General features: G+C 58.8%; 20 protein-coding genes and 1 pseudogene. 16 read left to right on the top strand and 5 right to left on the bottom strand.

The window, feature by feature from the left end:
- Positions 1–27: 27 nt before the first annotated feature.
- Entirely contained in the window at positions 28–318 is a 291-nt protein-coding gene (locus U9970_RS07420; RefSeq protein WP_322763683.1) for an HIT family protein, read from the bottom strand.
- 72 nt (positions 319–390) lie between these two features.
- Between U9970_RS07420 and U9970_RS07415 the strand changes: the two genes are divergently transcribed.
- The 3 genes from U9970_RS07415 to U9970_RS07405 all read left to right on the top strand — a co-directional run bounded on the left by U9970_RS07415 (position 391) and on the right by U9970_RS07405 (position 1,785).
- Entirely contained in the window at positions 391–999 is a 609-nt protein-coding gene (locus U9970_RS07415; protein ID WP_322763682.1) for a sigma-70 family RNA polymerase sigma factor, read from the top strand.
- Between the two features lie 85 nt (positions 1,000–1,084).
- Positions 1,085–1,324 (top strand): hypothetical protein, encoded by a 240-nt coding sequence (locus U9970_RS07410; RefSeq protein WP_322763681.1) that lies wholly within the window; start codon positions 1,085–1,087, stop codon positions 1,322–1,324.
- Positions 1,325–1,386: 62 nt separating this feature from the next.
- Positions 1,387–1,785, top strand: a complete 399-nt coding sequence (locus tag U9970_RS07405; protein WP_322763680.1) for a LexA family protein — start codon at positions 1,387–1,389, stop codon at positions 1,783–1,785.
- Between the two features lie 271 nt (positions 1,786–2,056).
- On the opposite strand, the gene U9970_RS07400 is transcribed toward U9970_RS07405, so the two are convergent.
- On the bottom strand, positions 2,057–3,352 hold the full coding sequence (locus tag U9970_RS07400; RefSeq protein WP_322763679.1) for an MSMEG_0569 family flavin-dependent oxidoreductase: 1,296 nt from the start codon (positions 3,350–3,352) through the stop codon (positions 2,057–2,059).
- Positions 3,353–3,533: 181 nt separating this feature from the next.
- Here U9970_RS07400 and U9970_RS07395 point away from each other — a divergent pair, with 181 nt between their 5' ends.
- From U9970_RS07395 to U9970_RS07360, 8 genes and pseudogenes are all read left to right on the top strand, one after another.
- Positions 3,534–4,016 (top strand): MSMEG_0572/Sll0783 family nitrogen starvation response protein, encoded by a 483-nt coding sequence (locus U9970_RS07395; RefSeq protein ID WP_322763678.1) that lies wholly within the window; start codon positions 3,534–3,536, stop codon positions 4,014–4,016.
- Positions 4,017–4,037: 21 nt separating this feature from the next.
- A complete protein-coding gene (locus U9970_RS07390; protein WP_322763677.1) occupies positions 4,038–5,030 on the top strand; it encodes a Nit6803 family nitrilase in 993 nt (330 codons plus the stop codon).
- Entirely contained in the window at positions 5,023–6,117 is a 1,095-nt protein-coding gene (locus U9970_RS07385; RefSeq protein WP_322763676.1) for an MSMEG_0568 family radical SAM protein, read from the top strand. Before U9970_RS07390 ends, U9970_RS07385 begins: the two co-directional genes overlap by 8 nt.
- Before the next feature lie 5 nt (positions 6,118–6,122).
- A complete protein-coding gene (locus U9970_RS07380; protein WP_322766067.1) occupies positions 6,123–6,758 on the top strand; it encodes an MSMEG_0567/Sll0786 family nitrogen starvation N-acetyltransferase in 636 nt (211 codons plus the stop codon).
- On the top strand, positions 6,755–7,747 hold the full coding sequence (locus U9970_RS07375) for a sll0787 family AIR synthase-like protein (protein WP_322763675.1): 993 nt from the start codon (positions 6,755–6,757) through the stop codon (positions 7,745–7,747). The genes U9970_RS07380 and U9970_RS07375 overlap by 4 nt, the downstream gene beginning before the upstream one ends.
- A 68-nt stretch (positions 7,748–7,815) precedes the next feature.
- Positions 7,816–8,097, top strand: a complete 282-nt coding sequence (locus tag U9970_RS07370; RefSeq protein WP_322763674.1) for an MSMEG_0570 family nitrogen starvation response protein — start codon at positions 7,816–7,818, stop codon at positions 8,095–8,097.
- A gap of 32 nt (positions 8,098–8,129) precedes the next feature.
- Positions 8,130–8,598: pseudogene (locus U9970_RS07365) on the top strand (nuclear transport factor 2 family protein).
- Between the two features lie 13 nt (positions 8,599–8,611).
- Entirely contained in the window at positions 8,612–9,379 is a 768-nt protein-coding gene (locus U9970_RS07360; protein WP_322763673.1) for a DUF3050 domain-containing protein, read from the top strand.
- A 141-nt stretch (positions 9,380–9,520) separates the two neighbouring features.
- On the opposite strand, the gene U9970_RS07355 is transcribed toward U9970_RS07360, so the two are convergent.
- Positions 9,521–9,658 carry a hypothetical protein gene (locus U9970_RS07355; protein WP_322763672.1) on the bottom strand — a complete coding sequence of 46 codons (138 nt, stop codon included), beginning with the start codon at positions 9,656–9,658 and terminating at the stop codon, positions 9,521–9,523.
- 467 nt (positions 9,659–10,125) lie between these two features.
- On the opposite strand from U9970_RS07355, the gene U9970_RS07350 reads away from it, so the two are divergent.
- The 3 genes from U9970_RS07350 to U9970_RS07340 all read left to right on the top strand — a co-directional run bounded on the left by U9970_RS07350 (position 10,126) and on the right by U9970_RS07340 (position 12,258).
- Positions 10,126–11,382 carry an IS256 family transposase gene (locus U9970_RS07350; RefSeq protein WP_322765564.1) on the top strand — a complete coding sequence of 419 codons (1,257 nt, stop codon included), beginning with the start codon at positions 10,126–10,128 and terminating at the stop codon, positions 11,380–11,382.
- Positions 11,383–11,771: 389 nt separating this feature from the next.
- The gene (locus U9970_RS07345) at positions 11,772–11,942 is read left to right on the top strand and encodes a hypothetical protein (RefSeq protein ID WP_322763671.1); all 171 of its coding nucleotides are present in this window, start codon (positions 11,772–11,774) and stop codon (positions 11,940–11,942) included.
- Positions 11,911–12,258 carry a hypothetical protein gene (locus U9970_RS07340; protein WP_322763670.1) on the top strand — a complete coding sequence of 116 codons (348 nt, stop codon included), beginning with the start codon at positions 11,911–11,913 and terminating at the stop codon, positions 12,256–12,258. The genes U9970_RS07345 and U9970_RS07340 overlap by 32 nt, the downstream gene beginning before the upstream one ends.
- A 260-nt stretch (positions 12,259–12,518) precedes the next feature.
- Here U9970_RS07340 and U9970_RS07335 read toward each other — a convergent pair whose 3' ends face one another.
- Positions 12,519–13,289: a hypothetical protein gene (locus U9970_RS07335; RefSeq protein ID WP_322763669.1), complete on the bottom strand. Its 771-nt coding sequence runs from the start codon at positions 13,287–13,289 to the stop codon at positions 12,519–12,521.
- 748 nt (positions 13,290–14,037) lie between these two features.
- Positions 14,038–14,700, bottom strand: coding sequence for an alpha/beta family hydrolase (locus U9970_RS07330; RefSeq protein WP_322763668.1), 663 nt, complete (start codon positions 14,698–14,700; stop codon positions 14,038–14,040).
- Positions 14,701–15,008: 308 nt separating this feature from the next.
- On the opposite strand from U9970_RS07330, the gene U9970_RS07325 reads away from it, so the two are divergent.
- On the top strand, positions 15,009–16,283 hold the full coding sequence (locus U9970_RS07325) for a site-specific integrase (protein WP_322763667.1): 1,275 nt from the start codon (positions 15,009–15,011) through the stop codon (positions 16,281–16,283).
- Between the two features lie 485 nt (positions 16,284–16,768).
- Complete coding sequence (locus U9970_RS07320; protein WP_322763666.1) at positions 16,769–19,684, top strand: AAA family ATPase; 2,916 nt, start codon at positions 16,769–16,771, stop codon at positions 19,682–19,684.
- Positions 19,685–20,143 lie beyond the last annotated feature (459 nt).

The following is a 20,143-nucleotide window of genomic DNA, read 5'->3' as shown; positions in this document are numbered from 1 at the left end:
TTCTGGCGTTCTTGGGAGGGGAAGGCTCTAGTTCATCAGCTCCACCACGGCGTTCCACTCCGGCTGGTGCAGCTCTAGGCCGACGGCCCCATGACTACGAGGGATCACCAGGCTGTGCCCCTCGCTCACGGGATAGGCATCGGCGATGCAGAGCGCCAGCTCGTTCTCCAGCAGCACCCGGCCGCTGCCCTCCAGCGCGCAGAACACACAGCCCGCTACGCGGTGGCCGTAGCTGCCCTGCACACCGCGGAAGTCGGTGCGGTCGGTGTCGTCTAAATCCCTCGTCCTGTCCTCGCGCTGCGTCAAGGATCGGGCCATGCGCCCCGTTGGGGCTTCCTTGTCACATCCCTGCGGCTGGCCGTTGGGGGTGGGGTTCTCTGCCGTCCCCAGATGGCTGCCCCGCTTTCCCGCTCTGCTTTCCGTGCCCGTGATGCCCTGGTGCTCCAGCACCTGCCTTTGGCTGATGCCGTTGCCTCAGCTGTAGCCCGCCGCTTCTTCCCTTTGGTTGAGCGGGAGGATCTGATCCAGGTGGCTAGAGAAGCCCTGCTCCGTTCAGTGCTGCGCTGCAAAGCAGGTGAGCCGGCAGAGCCCTATCTGCGCCGCTGCATCTCAGGGGCCTTGCAGCATCACCTGCGCGATCGGGTGCGGCTGGTGCGCATTCCGCGCCGGCTGCATGAGCAGGGTCAGTGCCCCCTGGGTCACATCAGCCTTGATGTCCATGCCGCTGGCGAGTCGTGCCTGCTCGATCAGCTAGCCAGCCCAGAGCAAGAAGCAGCCAGCCCCGCTGATGATCTGGCGCTGGAGCAGCTGGTAGATCAGCTGCCTGCGCCGCAAGCCACGGCCCTGCGGCTCGCCGTCCTTGAGGGCCTCTCTCTGAGGGCTGCAGCGGAGCAGCTGCAAATCAGCGCCATGTTCGTGTCGCACCGTGAGGTGCGCCTAGCGGCGCAGCGGGCCCAGAAGAAAGCGCTTGAAGCGCTGCGCCAGCAGCTGGTGGCCTAGTGCCCACCCGCCTGGCGCGGAGCCAGGTGCAACTGATCCGTGCGCGCCCCTACCGATTGCTCTGCGGCTCGGCAGCCGATCGCCAATGGCTTTCTACGGTGCAGCGATGGCCCCAGACCTCAAGCACCCCGCCACTGGCGATCTGATCGTGTTGGCCGATGGTGAGCAGCTTTGGCGGATCGGCTGGCCTGGTGCTCCGGTACTGGTCGTCACTAAGAACGGGCTAGACGGCAACGCCCTCTATCGGCTGGCTGATCCCAAATGCAAAACCTGGAACAGGGTGGGGGATATGACGCTGGTTCCCTGGCCAGAAGCAGGCAGCTGAGCCGGCCCAACCCGCCTCACCAGGAGTAGAACAGCTGTACTGCTGCCGCTGCTGGTTTGATCTTGGCCGACCTGCCCATTGGCGAGCCTGTGCCCTTCTGCCCGGGCTCGTTGGGTGAGGGTTTGGATCTCCAGGCCGCCCTGATTCCCAACCCGGTCTGCACCTTCTACATGCGGGCCAGCGGCAATGGCATGCGCCAGCACGGGATCAACGACGGCGACCTGATGGTGATCGACCGCAGTGTGGAACCCTGCTCCGGCCATGTTGTCGTCGTAGCCCACCAGGGCAGCTTCTTGATGCGGCCGCTCTTGAGGCAGGGGGAGCAGTGGTTACTTGAGCCGGTGCGGCCAGGAGAGGCAGAAATTCTTTTGGACCTGGAGGTCTTTGATCGCTCAGGGCTGTTTGGCGTGGTGGTGCATGCGGTGCATCACCTCAATAAGCCGCGCTTGCGCAAGATCTGATCGGGGGACGGCATGCGGGAAATATCAGGACCTTGAGCTGCTCCTCCCTCTAGGTGCAATGGAGGTCTATTCGCCTGAGCCGGTGACCCAACCGCCGTGAAGAGACGGTCAGATCCTTGTGTGAAATGCAATGGTCGATCGCGCGTTGCACAGCCGATCCTGCAAAGAGGAATGAACCTCACAGGTTCTGCCAGCGCATCAGATGGCCTCAGGGTCTCTCAGGCAGGCAGATAGAGGTTGAGCCTGGTTGTGGTGAATCAGCAGGACAGCATCAAGACCCCAATAACGCCGTGCATTCCAACCGTTCTTGGCTTGCATCGCGCCGCTGCAGACGCAGCGTGATCATGCTGGCAAGGTGTTCGGCGTCATCAGCCACGCCGCAGAAGCGGGCCGAGCCCCAGGTGTGCAGCCAGGGCAAGCCAAGGAAATAGAGACCCGGGCTCTGGGTCATGCCGCGGTCATGGGCCGGATGACCAGAGCCGTCAAACACAGGCACGTCGATCCAGTGGAAATCGCTGCTGTAGCCGGTGCACCAGATCACAGCCGCCAGCGGTTGGGACCGCAGATCGAGACCCGGATCCTCGCCCGGTCCGGGCTGCCAGCAAGGCGAATAGGCAGCTTCTTCCGGGGCCTCGATGCCCTCCTTAGCTATCCAGTTGTCGATGCTGGTTCGGATTCGGCAGTACACCGCATCGGCCTGGTCGAGGTTGGTCGCCAGGTCATCGCCAAAACGGATCTGATCGGCCGTGATCGAGCGGAGTCTTCCATGCAGATGCATCCCCTCCAAGGCGCGAGTCCGCAGGTCAATCTCCCTGCCCCCATCACGTCCCGTGAGGTAGTGGTTGGTTTTAGTGCGCACGGCTCGCGGATCCGGATGCTGACCGATCGGCATGGAGTAGTAGCCCATGCGATCCAGCCAATCCACCGTGTCCTTGCCGCGATAGCGCCGGGGTGAGCGTGGCGCGGACCCTACGCTCAGATGAACTTCACGGCCTTCGAGGAACAGATCCTCCGCAATCTGGGCGCCAGATTGGCCACTACCTACGACCAGAACCGGACCTTCTGGCAGGGACGCGGAACACCGGTACTCACGGGCATCAAGCTGCAGCGTTGATGAAGGTATACGCGGTGATTCCAGATGCCGGCGAGGAGCGTGATAGCCACCCGTGGCCACCACAACATGGTCGGCAAGAATCTCTCCCTCAGTTGTAAATAAGCGGTAGCCAGTGCCGTTGTGCACGAGCCGTTCGACACTCACACCCTCACGCACATCAGCGCCGACAAACGCTGCGAAGCTCTGCAGATAGGCAACGATCTCGGACTTCACCATGAACCCGTCAGGGTCGGGGCCGTCATAAGGAAAATCCGGCAGACGGCACTGCCAATTGGGGGTTACCAAGCAGAAAGAATCCCAGCGCTGTTGATCCCAGGCGTAACCCACCCTGTTCTTTTCGAGCACCACTGGTGTGACGCCTCGCTTCTGAAGTGCATGAGCAACAGAAAGTCCTGCCTGGCCACCACCTACAACCACAACACTGTGATGCCGAGCCTGAGAGTATCCGTTCAAAGCGGCAGCAACATCAACTTTTTATCTTCAACGTATTCACTGTTGATGTCTGTATCGATGCGCACGAAACCGCTCAATGCAACATGAGTCTCAGCGAATAAGCACGTTTGGTGGCATCGGCGACATTTGTGCCCCACCTCACAAGGCAATGCTCAGGCCGCACCAGTCCTCACATTCACTCATGCCTGCTGTCAGCCGTCCTGCAAACGAGCCGGGCGATTTTTTGGTTGATTACGAGGAGAAGGTCTTTCCCGACGTCAAAGCCGAACCGGGCGAAAAAGCACTGATCACTTTTCACACGGTGGCCTTCGAGGGCTCGATCGGCCTGGTGAACCTGCTCCAGGGAAGTCGCCTGATTAACAAGGGATTTGAAACATCGATTCTCCTTTACGGCCCTGGTGTCACGCTTGGCGTTCAGCGCGGTTTCCCGAAGCTTGGTGATGCAGCCTTCGATGGCCATCTCAACTTCAATGCACGTCTGCAGAAGTTCATGGATCAGGGCGGCAAGGTGTATGCCTGCCGGTTTGCATTGCAGGCTCTCTACGGCCATGGCGAAGGAGCTCTGATGCCTGGAATCCGGCCCGTCAACCCACTCGATGTTCTCGACATCGTGTTGATGCACCGCAAGGAGAATGCCTTCATTCTCGACACCTGGACCCTCTGATTCACTGCGCCTTCTGCCGAAATGGTCAACACGATCAAGGTTGCTGCAGCTCAGATCCGCCCGGTTTTGTTCAGCCTTAAAGGCTCAGTTCAGCGGGTGCTGTCGGCCATGGAAGAAGCGGCAGGCGAAGGGGTGGAACTGATCGTTTTCCCCGAGACGTTCCTCCCCTATTACCCCTACTTCTCGTTCGTCGAGCCTGCCGTGCTGATGGGACGCTCCCATCTGGCGCTTTATGAGCAGGCTGTCACTGTCCCTGGTCCAGCAACGGATGCCATTGCTGCTGCAGCACGTCAATACGGCATGCACGTCTTACTGGGAATCAACGAACGCGATGGCGGCAGTCTCTACAACACCCAGCTCTTAATTGATGCCAACGGCGAAATCGTGCTCAAACGCCGCAAGATCACACCCACCTACCACGAGCGCATGGTGTGGGGGCAAGGGGATGGAGCTGGTCTGAAGGTGGTTTCCACCAGCCTCGGCAAGGTGGGTGCTCTCGCCTGCTGGGAGCACTACAACCCGCTGGCGCGCTTCTCCCTGATGGCCCAGGGCGAGGAGATTCATTGCGCTCAGTTCCCAGGCTCTCTGGTGGGTCCGATCTTCAGCGAACAGACGGCCGTCACCATGCGGCATCACGCGCTGGAGGCCGGCTGCTTTGTGATCTGCTCCACAGCCTGGCTCGACCCCGACGACTACAGCACCATCACGCCCGATACCTCTCTGCACAAGGCGTTTCAGGGTGGTTGCCACACCGCTGTGATCAGCCCCGAGGGGCGCTATCTGGCTGGTCCACTGCCAGATGGCGAAGGGCTCGCCATCGCCGAGCTGGATCGTGCCTTGATCACCAAACGCAAGCGAATGATGGACAGCGTGGGGCATTACAGCCGCCCTGATCTGCTGAGCCTTCGCATTAATCACACAGCCGCTGCACAGGTTTCTGCCATGGGAATGGCTGTTGAGCCGCTAGATGCCACGGAGTTGATGACCTTCAACCAGGAGATGAGTGATGTCTGAACTGGGTCGCTTGATCACGGAGCTGCAGGTGCATGGCGTTGCCGACCCTTCACTCCCTGGCAACAAAGGCCGGCGTGGAGGCGCCGGTCCATCCGATCACCGGGCTATCACTATCGATGGCGCCACCGTGATGGTGCCCGTTTACAACGCGGCATCTAAGGCATCCCCATACAGCTTGGAGGCCGATCCACAGGGCGGCATCGCACTCGCCAGCCGTGCAAGTGAGGCGCTGAGTTCCGTCGCTGTCACAAGCGAACCCTCCTTCTACAGCCTCTCCACGGCCGACGGCACCCCCTATCGATCCATCGCGCTCCTGCACGGGCGAGATGTATTGGCCACCACCCTGCTTCAGACCTGCATTCGCTTCCGCGATCGAACCGACTCCTGCCAGTTCTGCGCCATCGAGCAATCCCTTGAGGATTCCCGCACGATTGTCCGCAAGACACCAGAGCAGATCGCGGAGGTCGCAGAAGCCGCCGTTCGGTTGGATGGCATCAAGCAGCTCGTGATGACAACCGGCACCCCGAACAGCGATGACCGGGGGGCGCGAATGATGGCGGAAACCGCCATGGCTGTGAAAAAGCTGGTGGATATTCCCATCCAGGCGCAGTGCGAACCACCTGAAGATCCGATCTGGTACTCGCGCATGAAGCAGGCCGGTGTCGACAGCCTTGGCATGCATTTGGAGGTGGTCGAGCCAGAGGTACGGCGCCGGATTCTGCCTGGCAAATCCGAGATCACCCTCGACGACTACTACCGGGCCTTCGAGCAGGCTGTGCTGGTTTTTGGTCGCGGCCAGGTCTCCACCTACCTGTTGGCCGGACTCGGCGATAGTGCCGAGTCCCTGATCACCTGCAGCAAAAAGCTGATTGAGCTGGGGGTTTACCCCTTTGTGGTTCCTTTCGTACCGATCTCGGGGACTCCCCTCGAGGACCACCCCGCTCCATCCACCGACTTCATGGTGGAGATCTACTCCGCAGTTGCGACCCGGCTCAGGGAGTCGGATATCAGCTCTGAAGCCATGGCCGCCGGATGTGCGAAGTGCGGCGCTTGTTCAGCTCTTTCGTTGTTTGAAACCGATTGTTGACCTCCATGTTCTTCATCGATCCCAGTAGCCATGACATCGGCCGAAGCCCCAGTTCAGCTCCGGCCTCGTTTACTCCCTCGGTGCGTTGGGGCATCGGTATCGACGCCGATGATTTCCGACTCTCCCCAACGGCAAGCTCTGATCGCTTCTCGTTTCACCTGCTGAGGAATAGATCCTCCTTGATAGATGGTTACTGGCAACTGCGCAGTGCGATCTTCTGCGAAGAGCAGCACCTTTTTGAAACCAGCGATCTCGATGAGCTTGACGAGCGCGCTTACCCGATCGCAGCTGTGCACCACGGGGAAAACCATGGCGGCCAAGTGGTCGGCGTTGTGCGGATCGTGGAGCAGAGCCCCCGTCTCTGGTACGGAGGTCGCCTCGGCGTTCATCACGCCTTCCGCCGCCACAACCAGATCGGCAAAGGGTTGATCTGGAAAGCGGTCACAACGGCTAATGGCTGGGGTTGCGATCGTTTTCTGGCCACCGTGCAGATCCAGAACGTGCGGTTCTTCCAAAGGCTGCACTGGTCATCCATCGCTGAATTGGAGATTCAAGGCATCCGTCATCACCTGATGGAGGCTGATCTGCCCTACTACCTGCCTTCCGGAGAGCGGCGTCCCTGCAGCATGCAGGTGGTATGAACACGGTCGAGCACCCCGTTCTGGCAGACCAGCTCAGGGCGCTAAGTGGTCTGCAGTCGAAACGCGACATCCAGGCAGCGGCAGCTGTCTTCGCCCACCAACCCTTTCCTGATCTTGGTGTTGCTGCCCTGCTTGGCGACGATGCAGCCCTCCTGCCGGCCCAGCGCGGTGGGCTGCTGCTGGCCTGTGAAGGAATGCACCCGGACCTGGTGGATGAAGACCCCTGGTTCGCGGGCTGGAGTGCTGTGCTGGTAAATCTCAGCGATATTGCCGCCATGGGTGGCCGGCCACTGGCGCTGGTCAACAGCATCTGGAGCGTGGGGGAAGAGGCGGCCGCCCCGCTTCTGGAGGGGATGCGTTTCGCCTGTGACAAGTTTTCGATTCCGATGGTGGGTGGCCATACCAACAGCCACAGCCCCTACACGGCGCTGTCCGTTGCTGTGTTGGGTGTTGCTGAGGGACCGGTTCTCTCGGCACGCTCTGCGCAGGCGGGCGATGCCCTGGTGTTGCTGATCGATGGCGACGGCAGCTTCTATCGCCACTACCCCTTCTGGGATGCAGCCACCAGCGCTGATCCCAAGCGCCTGCAGACCCAACTGAGCCTGCTCCCCCAGCTAAGCCAGGCCGGGATCACCCGAGCCGCAAAGGACATCAGCATGGGCGGCCTTGTGGGCACTGCGGCCATGTTCTGCGAGGCCAGTGGACTGGGTATCGAGATCGCTCGGGATGCCGTGGAGCGTCCCACGGGTGTCGATGAGCTGGCGTGGCTCAGCTGCTTTCCCAGCTTTGGCTTCCTGTTGGCAGTTCCATCAGACAGGCTCTCTGATCTCCAGAGGATGTTGCAGCCCTACAGCAATCTGATCAACTGCCAGATCGGCCAATTCAGCCAAGAGATCACCGGCGTATGGCTAATCAGCCAAGGACAAAACGAACAGGTTTGGAATGCCGCAACACCACTCACAGGCTTCAGTGCGGCCATGAGCACGTAGCCGCCGTTGCCCGCACTGCAGAACGCAGTCTTCACTCCCACAAAAGCCAATAAAAACAAACCATTCTCATGCCCGAAGTTGTTCTTCAGCTGTGCTGGCCTGATGGCGACGCCAGCAGTTTCTATTCCCCATCCACGGTGATCTATGACTTTTTCAAACCCGGCGACACCCTCAGCATCGCCGAGCTGGAGCAGAAGGCTCTTGCCGCCTTGCAAGAGGCCTCTGAGCGTGTGCGAGCGCGTTATGGCTTTGCCTGCACCCGCACCGATGAGGAGGCAGTGAAGCTGAAGAAAAAGATCGCCAACTACAGCGCTAGCGAGAATGTTCGCATCAGCGCCCTTAATACCTGATTACAGCGAAACAACCCCTTCAGTACACAACCATGACCAGCAAGCCTCCTTTCCCGCCATTCACTCTTGAAACCGCCATCCAGAAAGCTCGGATGGCTGAAAATGCCTGGAATGGCCGTGATCCACAGGCCGTTGCCATGGCCTATACAGAAGACAGCCGCTGGCGAAACCGCAGCGGAATTCATCCAAGGCCGCGACCAGATTCTCCAGTTTCTAAAGCGTAAATGGGCTAAGGAACTTGATTACAGGCTAATCAAAGAGGTGTGGGCGTACACCGACAATCGTATTGCGGTGCGCTTCCAGTATGAATGGCACGATGAATCCGGTGATTTTTTTCGCTCCCACGGCAACGAAAACTGGGAGTTCTCGGAAACTGGACTGATGCAACGCCGCGAAGCAAGTATTAACGATGTGCCCATTCAAGAAAGCGACAGGCTATTCACATGGGGAGATGGGCCGCGACCTGAGAACTTCCCTGGTCTGACAGAGCTTGGGCTCTGATGCTTCCTCTGTAATGGCTGCCTCCCTGCCAATTCAGACCATGGGACAGCTGCGTCTGTTCATGCAGCACCATGTGTTTGCCGTTTGGGATTTCATGTTGCTGCTGAAAGCTCTCCAGCAGCAGCTGGCTCCCTCGGGGTCTCCATGGCTGCCCTCGCCGCATCCGCGTGCGGCCAGCTTGATCAATCAGCTCATTGCGGAAGAGGAATGCGACTGTCTGCCGGTTCAACTAGGTGGCCCGTGTTATCTGAGTCACTTTGAAATTTATCTTCTGGCTATGGAGGAGGTTGGCGCCGATACGGCTCCGATCAAAGCCTTACTCCAACTTGTCACCAGTAATGGGTTGGAGGCCGCACTGAAACACCCGGCGATCCCACAGCCATCACAACGCTTCATGGCTGCCACCCAGCTGGTTATCAGGTCCTCCAAGGCTCACCTGCTTGCAGCAGCCTTCTGCTACGGACGGGAACAACTCGTATCCGGTCTGTTTAGAGAACTACGTGATCAATTGGTGGGGGCCTCCCTGCATGCACCAATTCTGCTCTGGTACCTCGAGCGTCACATTGCCTTGGATGGCGACAGCCATGGCCCCTTAGCCGAAGACATAGTAATTGAGCTTTGCAAACACCAACCCTTGAAGCTCGACGAAGTCGCCGCTTTAAGGACCCGTGTTGAACAGGAACGAGCAACATTCTGGGATGACATTACTTGGACCCTAGGGTCATCGACCAGCGAGCCACAGCTCACCATCGACGAGCACATTTACATGTCCATGACGTGAAAATAGTCGCTAATTCATTCCCCAGTCAGCGGCTGCACTGGTGACTTGTTGGCCTTAGACCTGACGATTCGCTCTGACACACGACTACCTTCGGACTCCGACCGACTTCATCTACACCAAGAGCAAATCCCATCTACTTAATCAATGCCTGGCGGGAACACCTCGGCGGATCGGCCGCACCTGCGGCTTGAGCGGCGGTGGGATCTGCAGTTGCTGGTCGACCCAGTGGGCAGCAAGGGCTGCCAGCAGGCTGTTGCGATCGCCGTGGATGCGGAGCATGGCGTTGGCTGAAAGTGCTGCCCTCCAGCCTGATCGGACCGGCCCGCTCCGCGAGCGCAGAAGGCGACAGGGCCGCGCAACCAATGGCACAACCACGGCGATCAAAAGCACCGGCGCAGGCACCGGGAATGCATTTCAGTCCGCGCCGCTGCCTAGCAGCTCGAGATCAGCGCCATGCCGGTGCCCGACCGTGAGGTGCGCTTAGCGGCTTTCAGGCGACATCGAAAACTGAGCCACCCAGCAGGCCATCTATCGAGCAATCCACCTGGGGTTGTCCTTGTTCCGCTGGCACCGGAGCGGGCTGCGGATTAACAGCCAGCGGCGTCCCAGCAAGTGGTGTAACTCGGGGGGGTCAGCCCCGGCGTAGCCGGGGCTGACGGCTCGCCTCCCTCACGTCTGTGCTGTGGCAATGGGTGGGCCGGTCTGTGACCCTGTTCGGAGCACTACCACCGAACCGAACACAGACCATGACCCTTACCCATAGTGGCGCCTCCGAGCTGGCTCAGCTCATGGAGGGCACCACCGCTGGCGCCCTGATCCCTGAGATCGTGCGCCGGGGCTTCCAGGAACTGCTGGAAGCCGAGGTCTCCGCGGCCATTGGTGCCACGCGCCATGAGCGCTGCCCTGACGAGCGCTCCACCCACCGCAACGGCTACCGCCAGCGGCTGCTCACCACCCAGGTGGGCGATCTCAGCCTGGCTATCCCCAAACTGCGTCAGGGCAGCTTCTTCCCCGACTGGCTCGAGCCGCGCCGCAGGGTCGACAAAGCTCTTTACGCCGTGGTGATGGAGGCCTACACCGGCGGCATCTCCACACGAAAGGTCGATTCACTGGTGGAGGCGCTGGGAGGGGCGAGCGGCATCTCCAAATCGGAGGTGAGCCGCATCTGCGCTGGACTCGACGAGCAGGTGAAGGCCTTTCTGGGCCGGCCTTTGGACCATGCCCGCTTCCCCTACCTCTACCTCGACGCCACCTACCTCCACGGCCGCCTGGGCTGCAACATGCAGGTCTGTTCCAGGGCCGTTGTCGTCGCCATCGGCATCAACGGCCTCGGTTACCGCGAGGTCCTCGGCATCGCCGTTGGCGACAGTGAGGCCGAGGGCTTCTGGCGCCAGTTCCTGGGCTCGCTCAAAGAGCGTGGTTTGACTGGCACACGACTGGTGATCTCCGATGCTCACCTGGGGCTGACGGCGGCGATCAAGCGCATGTTCCAGGGCAGCAGCTGGCAGCGGTGCCGGGTGCACTTTCTGCGCAACCTGCTCAGCCATGTGCCCAAAGCCGGCCAGGACATGGTGGCCGCTGCCATGAAAGCGGTGTTCGTCATCCAGGCCCCCGATCAGGTGCGCTCCCACTGGCAGCGAGTCACCGAGATGCTCCGCAAGCAGTTCCCGACAGCTGTGCCCGTGATGGACGCCGCCCGAGACGACGTGCTGGCCTTCCTCCACTTTCCCCAGGAGCACTGGCGCAAGGTGTGGAGCACCAACCCGCTCGAGCGGCTCAATAAGGAGATCAAACGCCGCACCAACGTGGTCGGCATCTTCCCCAACGACGCTGCGATCGTGCGGCTGGTGGGCAGCCAGCTGCTGGAGCAGCAGGAGGAATGGCAGCTGGAGCGCCGCCGGTTCTTCTCCGAGGCGACCATGGCCAAGATCCCGGAACCAGAAGAGCCGCTGGAGCTCACTGATGCTGATCCGACTGCCCAGCCGTCAGCAATCACCAGCTGAAGCGCAACACATCCTTCCTCGATCTACACAGAACAGATCGATCGCTGAGTTTCCAATTCAGCGATCAGGGTTCATAGTGGATAAACGGAGCTGAGTAATCAGCTTCCAAGCAGTCACCCCTTGACTGCATCTGTTCACCCTCCGGAAAGGGTCACAGGACCGCCTGAGTTACACCACTCGGAGGGGCGCTACCCTTCCTGGCTTGCGGTGCTGCACCTCCGGTGACCTGAAGACCAGCGCACCACGCTCGCTGGAGATGCAGCGCTCCATCTGGGTGTTGGTGGGCATCGCGCGGTCGCCCCTCGGCTATTGGTTGCTCAAGTCTGCCCCCATTGCTCTTGCACAAGAGCAGCAGCAGACCGATCGTTGGAACTCCCAGCCACCTGCAAATGTCCCCAGGCGATTCCAGTGACGATCCCTATGTGCGGATGAGCGTTGAGCTGCGCCAATCCACCGTGGTGTGGCTGGATGACTTGCGCAAGGAGTGGGGAGTGCGCAGCCGTGGGGACCTGGTGAGCCGCCTGCTCGATGAACTGGCAAAGCCCACCAGCGATGCGTAAGGCCCTGTTGGTCGCCGCCGGGATGCTGCTGAGTGCCAGCACTGTCCTTGCCCAGCAACCGGTGCAACCCCTGCCCAAAGTGGGCAGTTGCCCGCTGGGTTATTACAGCTCTGGCGGCTACTGCGTGCCGAGCTCTGGTGGTAACACCCGCGGCGCCATTGAGAAAAGTGGTGCCGGCTGTCCGCTGGGGTTTTACTCATCTGGCAATTACTGCCTCAGCAGCCCCAGTAACGAGCGCGAGGCGATTCAAAAGAGCGGCAAGGGATGCCCCCTGGGTTGGTATTCATCAGGTGGGTACTGCGTCAAGAGCCGCTGAACCATGGGTTTTCTCTTCCGCCGCTCAGCATGACTAGTTAGGGGTCACACCATGGCAACCACAGCGCCCAATGACGACCAACACAATTTGAACCCGGCGCCGGCGCATGACGCAGCAGAAGGCGGAGACCTGGCTCTGAAAAAAATGGAAGATAACGCGATTGAGGCTCGCCCAATTGCTGAGAGAAACGAAAAGACCATGGACGCATATGCACGTCCATGGCCGCCTCACTGCATGGCCGCTGATCGGCAGGGAGTGCCCTAGAGGAAGCCCAGGGAGCCGTTGCTCAGATTTCCCTTTCCAGCAATCAGCCCTATCAGATCAGTTCCGTCATCATCTTTGTAGAAGATGCCCGTTCCTTTAACCCCCGACACCTTAGTCGGTGTGAACTTGTAATCAGAGCGCGAACCATGCAGAATCACCTCATCCTTTCCTGAGAAATCCTTCATAATCGCGTAGGTGCGATCCTTGCGACCATCCTGGTAGTAAGGATCCTTGCGGTTCCCCAGGATGAAGTCGTCAGATCCTTTGCGGCCATACAGGTACTCACGCGTGACGCCAGTTCCAATGATTTGATCGTCCTTACGAGTACCCACGATCCACAGCTCACCTGGCTGGCTGTCGTCAATGCTGCCATCGCCACGCAACTTGAAGCCTCCGTTTGCCGGGATCAAGCCGTTTGGCTGAGAATCGTCAACACTGCCGTCTCCTCGCAGCTTTACGAAGACACCGTCAATCTGCACGAAATCGTCCCGCAGCCCACCTGGCTGGCTGTCGTCAACACTGCCGTCTCCTCGCAGCTTTACGAAAACACCGTCAATCAGCACGAAATCGTCATTGTCGTCGCGACTAGAGCCCGAGGAGCTGTCGTCATCATCTTCGTCGTCGTCGTCATCATCGCGACTGGAACCTGAGGAGCTGTCATCACCAGTATCGTCGTCACTGTCATCCATGCTGGCCCGACTACCGAACTCTTCCTGAGACAGGAACTTCAGAGGGTCGTCGGATTTTAAAGAAAATGTTTTAGCCATGGGCAATTGAGTAGGGAGCAGCGCGTGTCATTTTTTGTCTATTCTTAATCATACACCCGGGAGGGGCAAGCGCAAACGACGGCCATCAGCGCCGCCCAGCACCAGCTAGAGATGGCGGGGGCTGACGCCGCTTAGTCCAGCTAAGTCCTGCCGCAGCTGGAGCCGACCTGTTCAGTCGGCCTCTCCTTCATGGGGCAGAAGCGGGCGGCCCAAATGGCGCAAGTCCAAGTCTGCAGTGGCCACCGGTTGAGGCCCCACAGGCGATTGGCCTTGGCCACGTCTTCCTGAAGGTTGGCAGCGCCGAGTAAATCCTAGTCGCGATTCAGCAGACGCACATCATCCACAAGATCGACGTCGGCCGGCTCAGCAACCTCAAACAGACGGTCGACCACAGCCTGCTCAAATTCGTAGATAGGGTGGTTTTCTGGTCTATCGGGCTCAATTAGGAGCAGCCGAGCAAAGGTTCAAGGGCTAGTGGGAGAACCTCCGTGCTGATGGAGGTTCGCACCGACATCAGAATCCGCTGAGAAGGACTTACAGGAGCAGGGGCCAGCTGTTCTGTCTCAGCAGGTTGTTCAGCTGACAAGGGGGTGTGAGGTCGCTACGGGTTGAGGTGCGACCCATCGACCCAGACCTCACGCACCCATCCATCAGTACGCCTTAGGCATCAGTCGCAGGCCAACGTGTCTACGGCTGACCCCATGACATTGCTCAATTCAGCGCAGTAAGTTCACGGCGTCTCACCCCATCAACCCAGCAGCAGCCGCAGGAACTGATCACTGAATTCCACAGCTGTTGTCCAGTTCTCCGCCTCGCTCAGACCAGAGCTGCGGGTGGGCTTAAAGCTGTGGTCACCACTAGGTATCCAGCGCAGCTGTATCTGTTGCGAGAGGCTGTAGGAGTCAACCTCGTCACGGCGCCCAAAGCTGTCGCGTTCGCCCTGCAAGATCAGTGCTGGCGTCTGCAGGGTGGCCAGGTGCTCAGTGCGTAGCTGCAGCGGTTTGCCTGGTGGATGGAAGGGATAGCCAAGGCAAAGGCAACCCTTCACCCCGTAGCTGGCTGCAAGCTCATCCAGCAGAAGGCTCGCTACCCGGCCGCCCATCGACTTGCCGCCAATAAAAAGGGGCAGGTTTGGATTGAGCTGCCTCTCCAGCTGCACCTGCTGGCGGAGGGCCTGCTGCAAGACAGGCATTCGATCGGGCCCTTGGCGGCGCTCAAGGATGCGCTGCCGTGCCATGTAGGCAAATTCAAAGCGCAGCACCCGCCAGCCGTGTTGTGCCAGACCGCTGGCGATAGCAGCCATGAAGGGGCTATCCATCGGTGCACCGGCCCCATGGGCCAGCACAACGGTGCCAAGAGCGTCGACTGGACCATCGAGCAACCGAGGAGCAGCCGTATCAGCAGGGTTCATGGGTTGATCCTCGCGGACGCCGCTCGGCCCTCAACAATCGCTGCTTGCCTGATGGCGACTGACATGTGGCGGTCATTGACCGCGGTGCCAGTTTGACCGCAATTTGACCGCAGGGTCAGCGGCCTATCGGTAAAAAGTCAATCGGGGCGACAGGATTCGAACCTGCGACCTAGTGCTCCCAAAGCACTGAAAGAAGCTTTTCTGACACTAGGATTTTAGACTATGAATGGCTTCTGACAGGGTCTTGCAGGTCCTGTCATGACCAAATATGCTGGTTTTGCCGTCGTTTTGCCGTCGCCTAAACCGTTATGCCACAACCGATTTCGGAAAATCAGTGGGTTTTGACGGCAAGACGGCAGATTTCAGAACTCAGCGCGGTGGAAGGTAAAAAGCCACTGCTGACAATCGCCAAGTCGGTCCGAAACAAGGTCGAACTGTCCATGCGGCCACGCCAGCCAGGCAACCGCATCACGCTGCCCTTTGAGTGGTGTGAGCGCCAATGGGGCGATTGCTACGTCCGCATCCGAAACGTTTACGCCTATGCAGCGAAGGGACACACCCTGGTTGAAGCCGCTGAACTGGCCCAGGCAAAAGCTCCCAGCAAGAACCGCAACTGGGCCGCCTACGCCAAGGATTTCAAGCATTGGAAAATGACCGCCGACAGCGGAATCAAACTCACCACCTGGGAGCACGACTACGAGCCAGTCATCACGATGGCTATCGGGTTGCTCACTGCCAAAAAGGCTCCAATCACGGCTCAAGCTTTGGTACTGGCTTGCGTCAGTGAATTTCGGACTGGTTGCCGTATGCGCAAAATCCGTGTCCGCAGCCTGGTCAGCTTCCTTAGCTACTGCGTGGATCAGCACCACCTGCCAGATGCCTGGGCGCCACCCAAGAACCTCAAGCCACTGATTGGTACAGAGAAGCCGGCCGAAGCGATACGGCGGAAAGCTGATGCCTTTGCCCATGACCAGCAAATCATCGACCTGATCGAGTCGCTGCCAACTGAAGTCGGCCCACAGCGTGACCGTGAAGCAGCAATGCAGTGGGCAGATGCCACCCGGTTGCTGGCTGAGCTGGGATTGCGACCCATTGAACTGCTGCACCTGAAGGTGAAAACAGAAGAAATCAGCGGTGAAGCGTATTGGTGGTGTACCTACGAAAAGAAAGGTGGCAACGGTGCTACCAAGGCGCGACGCATCTACCCACTCCCGTTAGTGGGTGCTGATGGCGAGGTGCAGCAGTGGAACCTGATGGCGAGGTGGCGTGCCGGTCTAATTAAGCTTCCGCCCCTGGAGTCAGGAAACGGTGCCGGTGAATGCTGGAAAACGTATTTTGTGCGCCGACCAGCATGGGTGTCATTGAAGGAGTTGATGCTCAGCCAGGAAGACAAACGGTTGACCGCCTACAGCTTCAGACACAGCTATAGCGTCAGAGGTACTAGGCGTGGCATTGATTCAGGATCCATGGCTACAAGCATGGGACATTCGATTCAGACCCACTGCCAGCACTATCCATGGGCAGAAAGATCAAGCACTGCCGATGCATTTGCCAAAGCCCACGAGCCACTCATCGCGGGGTAGTTCGTAGCCTGTCAGTGCAAGGTTGACAAAAACCAGAAAACTGGTGCTACATTTTCTTTGGTGGTAACACCACTCCGTCGCCAAGGCGCCTTCTGGTTGGATCATTAGATCCAGCCTCTAACCAGAGAAGGAAACCTCAGCAATAATCCGGGACCGCTGAATCTGGCTTTGATTCAGTAGGAAAGACCGGAACGGGGATCTAAGCCATAAATCGCTTTATCCCCAATGACCACTACTAAGTGGGTGACTCAGCGCGAGGCTGCTGATCACCTTCGCCTCAGTGAACGGACCTTGATCCGTTTGCGCCGTGACGGACTATTGGCTGCTGGTGAATGCTGGCACCGAAAAATCCCAACCAATGCCAACAGCCATGTGCTCTACCACTTGGCGGCATGTGAAGACGCCTTATGCGTAGCAACTAGAGCTGCGTACCTCGAACAAGACCAACTTGGCCACCGCGCGATGGAGGTGGCCTTCGCATGAACATGAAAAAGGCCGCCTGCCAGGGCGACCTAGTGATGGCAAACAATCCTGAAGCCATTGTAGGTCAGCCTTTGTCTCATGCCGTCTGGCCATGCGACACCCACAAATCTGGACACAACACCGACTGCGTTGACGATGCGCAGTCTCAAAACACACCGGCAGATCCCCATGAATCCGACCCCCACGCGGGTGGTGAGACAGCAAACACGGAAATGTCACTGCACCCAATGCAGGTACGCCACGAGGCGGAACGCTTCCTGAGCCTTCTTGGCAAGGATCCAGCGAAAACCTGGTTTCGGACCATCACACCCGGCAAAGGTGCCAACCGCAGCCGCTACGGGAGAGACCTGCTCGGCTTCGATGCTGCCGTTCTAGAAGCAGACAACAACGCCGGCGCATCCGTTTACTTCATAACGGGTGAAGCCAAAAAAGCCAGTGGCAAAAGGGGCGGCGTCGAAGACGAAGACGTGCACTCATGCCGTGCTGTTTTCGTCGAACACGACGACAAGCCAATCGAGTGGCAGATGTCGGCATGGCGTGAACTAGACCTACCCGAACCCACCGCGATGATCACCACCGGCGGGAAGTCCGTGCATTGCTATTGGGTGCTCAACGAACCCATGCAGCCTGATGGATGGCGGGCGCTGCAAGAACGCCTGATCAACTTCGCCGGAGGCGACAAGACATGCAAAAACCCCAGCCGGTTGATGCGGGTGCCTGGGTTTTTCTATGTCAACAAGGAAAACGGGGAAGTAACCAGCAACCGTGCTGAGTTGATCCACCAGGCCGACGTGTCCTACACCGCCGAGGAAATCGAAGCCTGCCTCCCCACACCCGCGATCCCCGAGGTGGTGAAGCCAACGCCAAAGCCTGGCCTGATTAAGCATCGCCAAAGCGTTGGTTACGCCCCCCGCGACATGCAGGAGATCCGTGATGCAGTGGCTGTACTGCCGTCACGTACCCCCCAGACCTACGAGGAGTACCGCAACGCCTTGTGCGGGTGCTCGGCCGCGCTGGCTGAGGTCAACCACCCGAACCCTGACGGTGAAGCCATCAACCTCATGGCGCACCTATGGGAACACGGGGAACGGCAGGCGGCTCAAGTGCTCGACTCCACTATTACCCGCAATGCTGGAAGTTTCTGGGCGATAGCCAGACAGAACGGGTATCAGCTGAAGCGGCAACCCAATCCCACGAATAGAGCAGCGCAAGAGACGGCGCAACGCAAGGCCAAGTCACGCAACCTCACGCTTGATCGCAAAATGCAGTGTTTCTACAAATGCGTTGCTGTGTTATCACGCAGACAACGCAACACACTCACCCGCCAATCACGTTTACTGAAAATCGCCGACGATCTAGGTATTAAACAGTTCATAAACCGCAAGGACATTGCACAGCTTGTCTTGACGGAAAAGGATCGCCAGCAGGGCCATCAGTACCAAAGCCTCGACGCTGCGGCACGCCTGGCTATGGAGCGGCCTGAGGTGCATTGGTTGATCAAAAACCTGATCCCCTATGGGGACATGTCAATCATCGGCGGCAGACCCAAGGTCGGTAAAACACGACTTGCCGTTGCCCTAGTTGCCGCAATCTTGACCGGCGACGAGTTCATCGGTTTTGGGTCACCAGAGCAAACCTGCTCGGTGCTGCTGGTGACCGATGACCAGGCCGATGGTGATACGGCCGACATGCTCGATAGCCTCAAGATCTGGAGCCACGCACGCTTGAAATGGTCTCCCCATTTCCGGGTGAACGAAACCGATCTAGACAAGCTCCTTGCCGACATCAAAGCCAACCCAGGTGCACTGGTTGTACTGGATTCACTCCGAAGCATCACGCGGTCACTTGGTTGCAGCGAAAACGATCCTGAGATGGGGGCCTGCCTTTATGACCTCAAGCAGAGTGTCCTCGAGGCGGGTGGATCGTTGGTGCTTATCCACCACGCGAACAAAACCAACGACCTCATCGGCGTAGAGGCACTCAGTGGCCACAGTGCCATTGCGGGTGCAGCAAACACGGTTATCACCTTGCACTACTGCCCAGATGACAGCGGGAAGCCGGATAAACAAAACAACCAGCGCCGCCTGGTGCGTGAAGCACGAAGCGGTGAAGGATGTGACCTAGTCCTAAGTCCCAATCCCGGCACTGGTGGTTTCTATCGGGTGAGTGAGTTCAGCACATGGCAGCAACAGCTGAAAGATGCCAAGGACGAAAAGAAGCGTGAAACAAGCCGCACCACAACGCAAGATCAAATACTTGATCTCATGGAGGAACGTGTGGGGGCATGGCTGACATGCCGAGAAACAGTTGAAGCGTTGGATTTGAAGTGGGGTCTAGGAAGCGGTGCTGATGCAGTCAGGGTGCGCACTGCACTCAAGCGGCTGGCGGATGACTCCAAGATCCAGCGGGTGAGGGCAGGGAACGAATACACGTTTTCAGCCTTAAGCGAAGACAACAAAAATCACCAGTACTCAAAATCAGCTTCAACTACCTCAACTACCTCTGAGACCCTGCAAGGCAATGGATCTCAGCTTCAGTGCGAAATCTCAACTACCTCAACTACCTCAACTACAGCTACCCCCCCACCCGCTACTCAAACTCCAGTTGAGGTAGTTGAGATTCGGCCTCAACACCGAAAACAACTGCGCCAGAACAGCTCAGAGGTAGTTGAGGTAATTGAGGCGAAAACAGTGGGTAGTGGCGCCGATGCGTTTGACGACGAGGATGATCCAGCATGGGGACCCCGGGTGTTGGCGCCCGAACCGGGTGCGCCACGCCTCACACCTGAGGAGGCGGAGCGTCAATGCAATGAAGCTTTTGCGCACTGGCACTCACCAAGCGAGCTGGAACCAGGCGTGCCTCTGATGACCCCAGAGGAGGCCGAGCAGTACAGAAAAGAAGTTTTTGCAAACTGGTGACACGACTAGGACTTTTGACAAAGGGGGGATTGTCAAAAATCCCCCTTTCTTCTTTACCCACGCCCATCAGCGGCATTGCTGGCTTGACAGATGCTCAGGACAGTTCACTGCGACGGCTGCGTCTCATCCACCACCCGCACTGGGTTCTCGGCACCTATTCGCCGCTACCTCGGGGCTGTAGTACAACAATCGTGGCCAGCCGGTGTTTCGTAATTCAACCGCCTTTGTCCAGTCTTCAGCGTCTCAGCAGGACCGCGCCAACTGGCACACACAACCAAGCCAGCCTCACCGCAACCCACGCCGAAAAGTTCGTTCCTTGGGGTTGGTGTGCGGCACCACCACCATTTCATGCAGAAGCTTCAACGCACCGATTGCTGCGGCGTACTGACCAGCCTGTTCAGCCTTCAGAGCTACCCGTTGAGCGCTAGTGCAAAGGTGAGCCACTAAGTGCTTAATGTC

It is taken from the genome of Cyanobium usitatum str. Tous (assembly GCF_963920485.1).
GTDB lineage: Bacteria > Cyanobacteriota > Cyanobacteriia > PCC-6307 > Cyanobiaceae > Cyanobium_A > Cyanobium_A usitatum_A.
The sequence above is the reverse complement of the archived record's forward strand: the minus strand, read 5'-3'. Positions and strand labels throughout refer to the sequence as shown.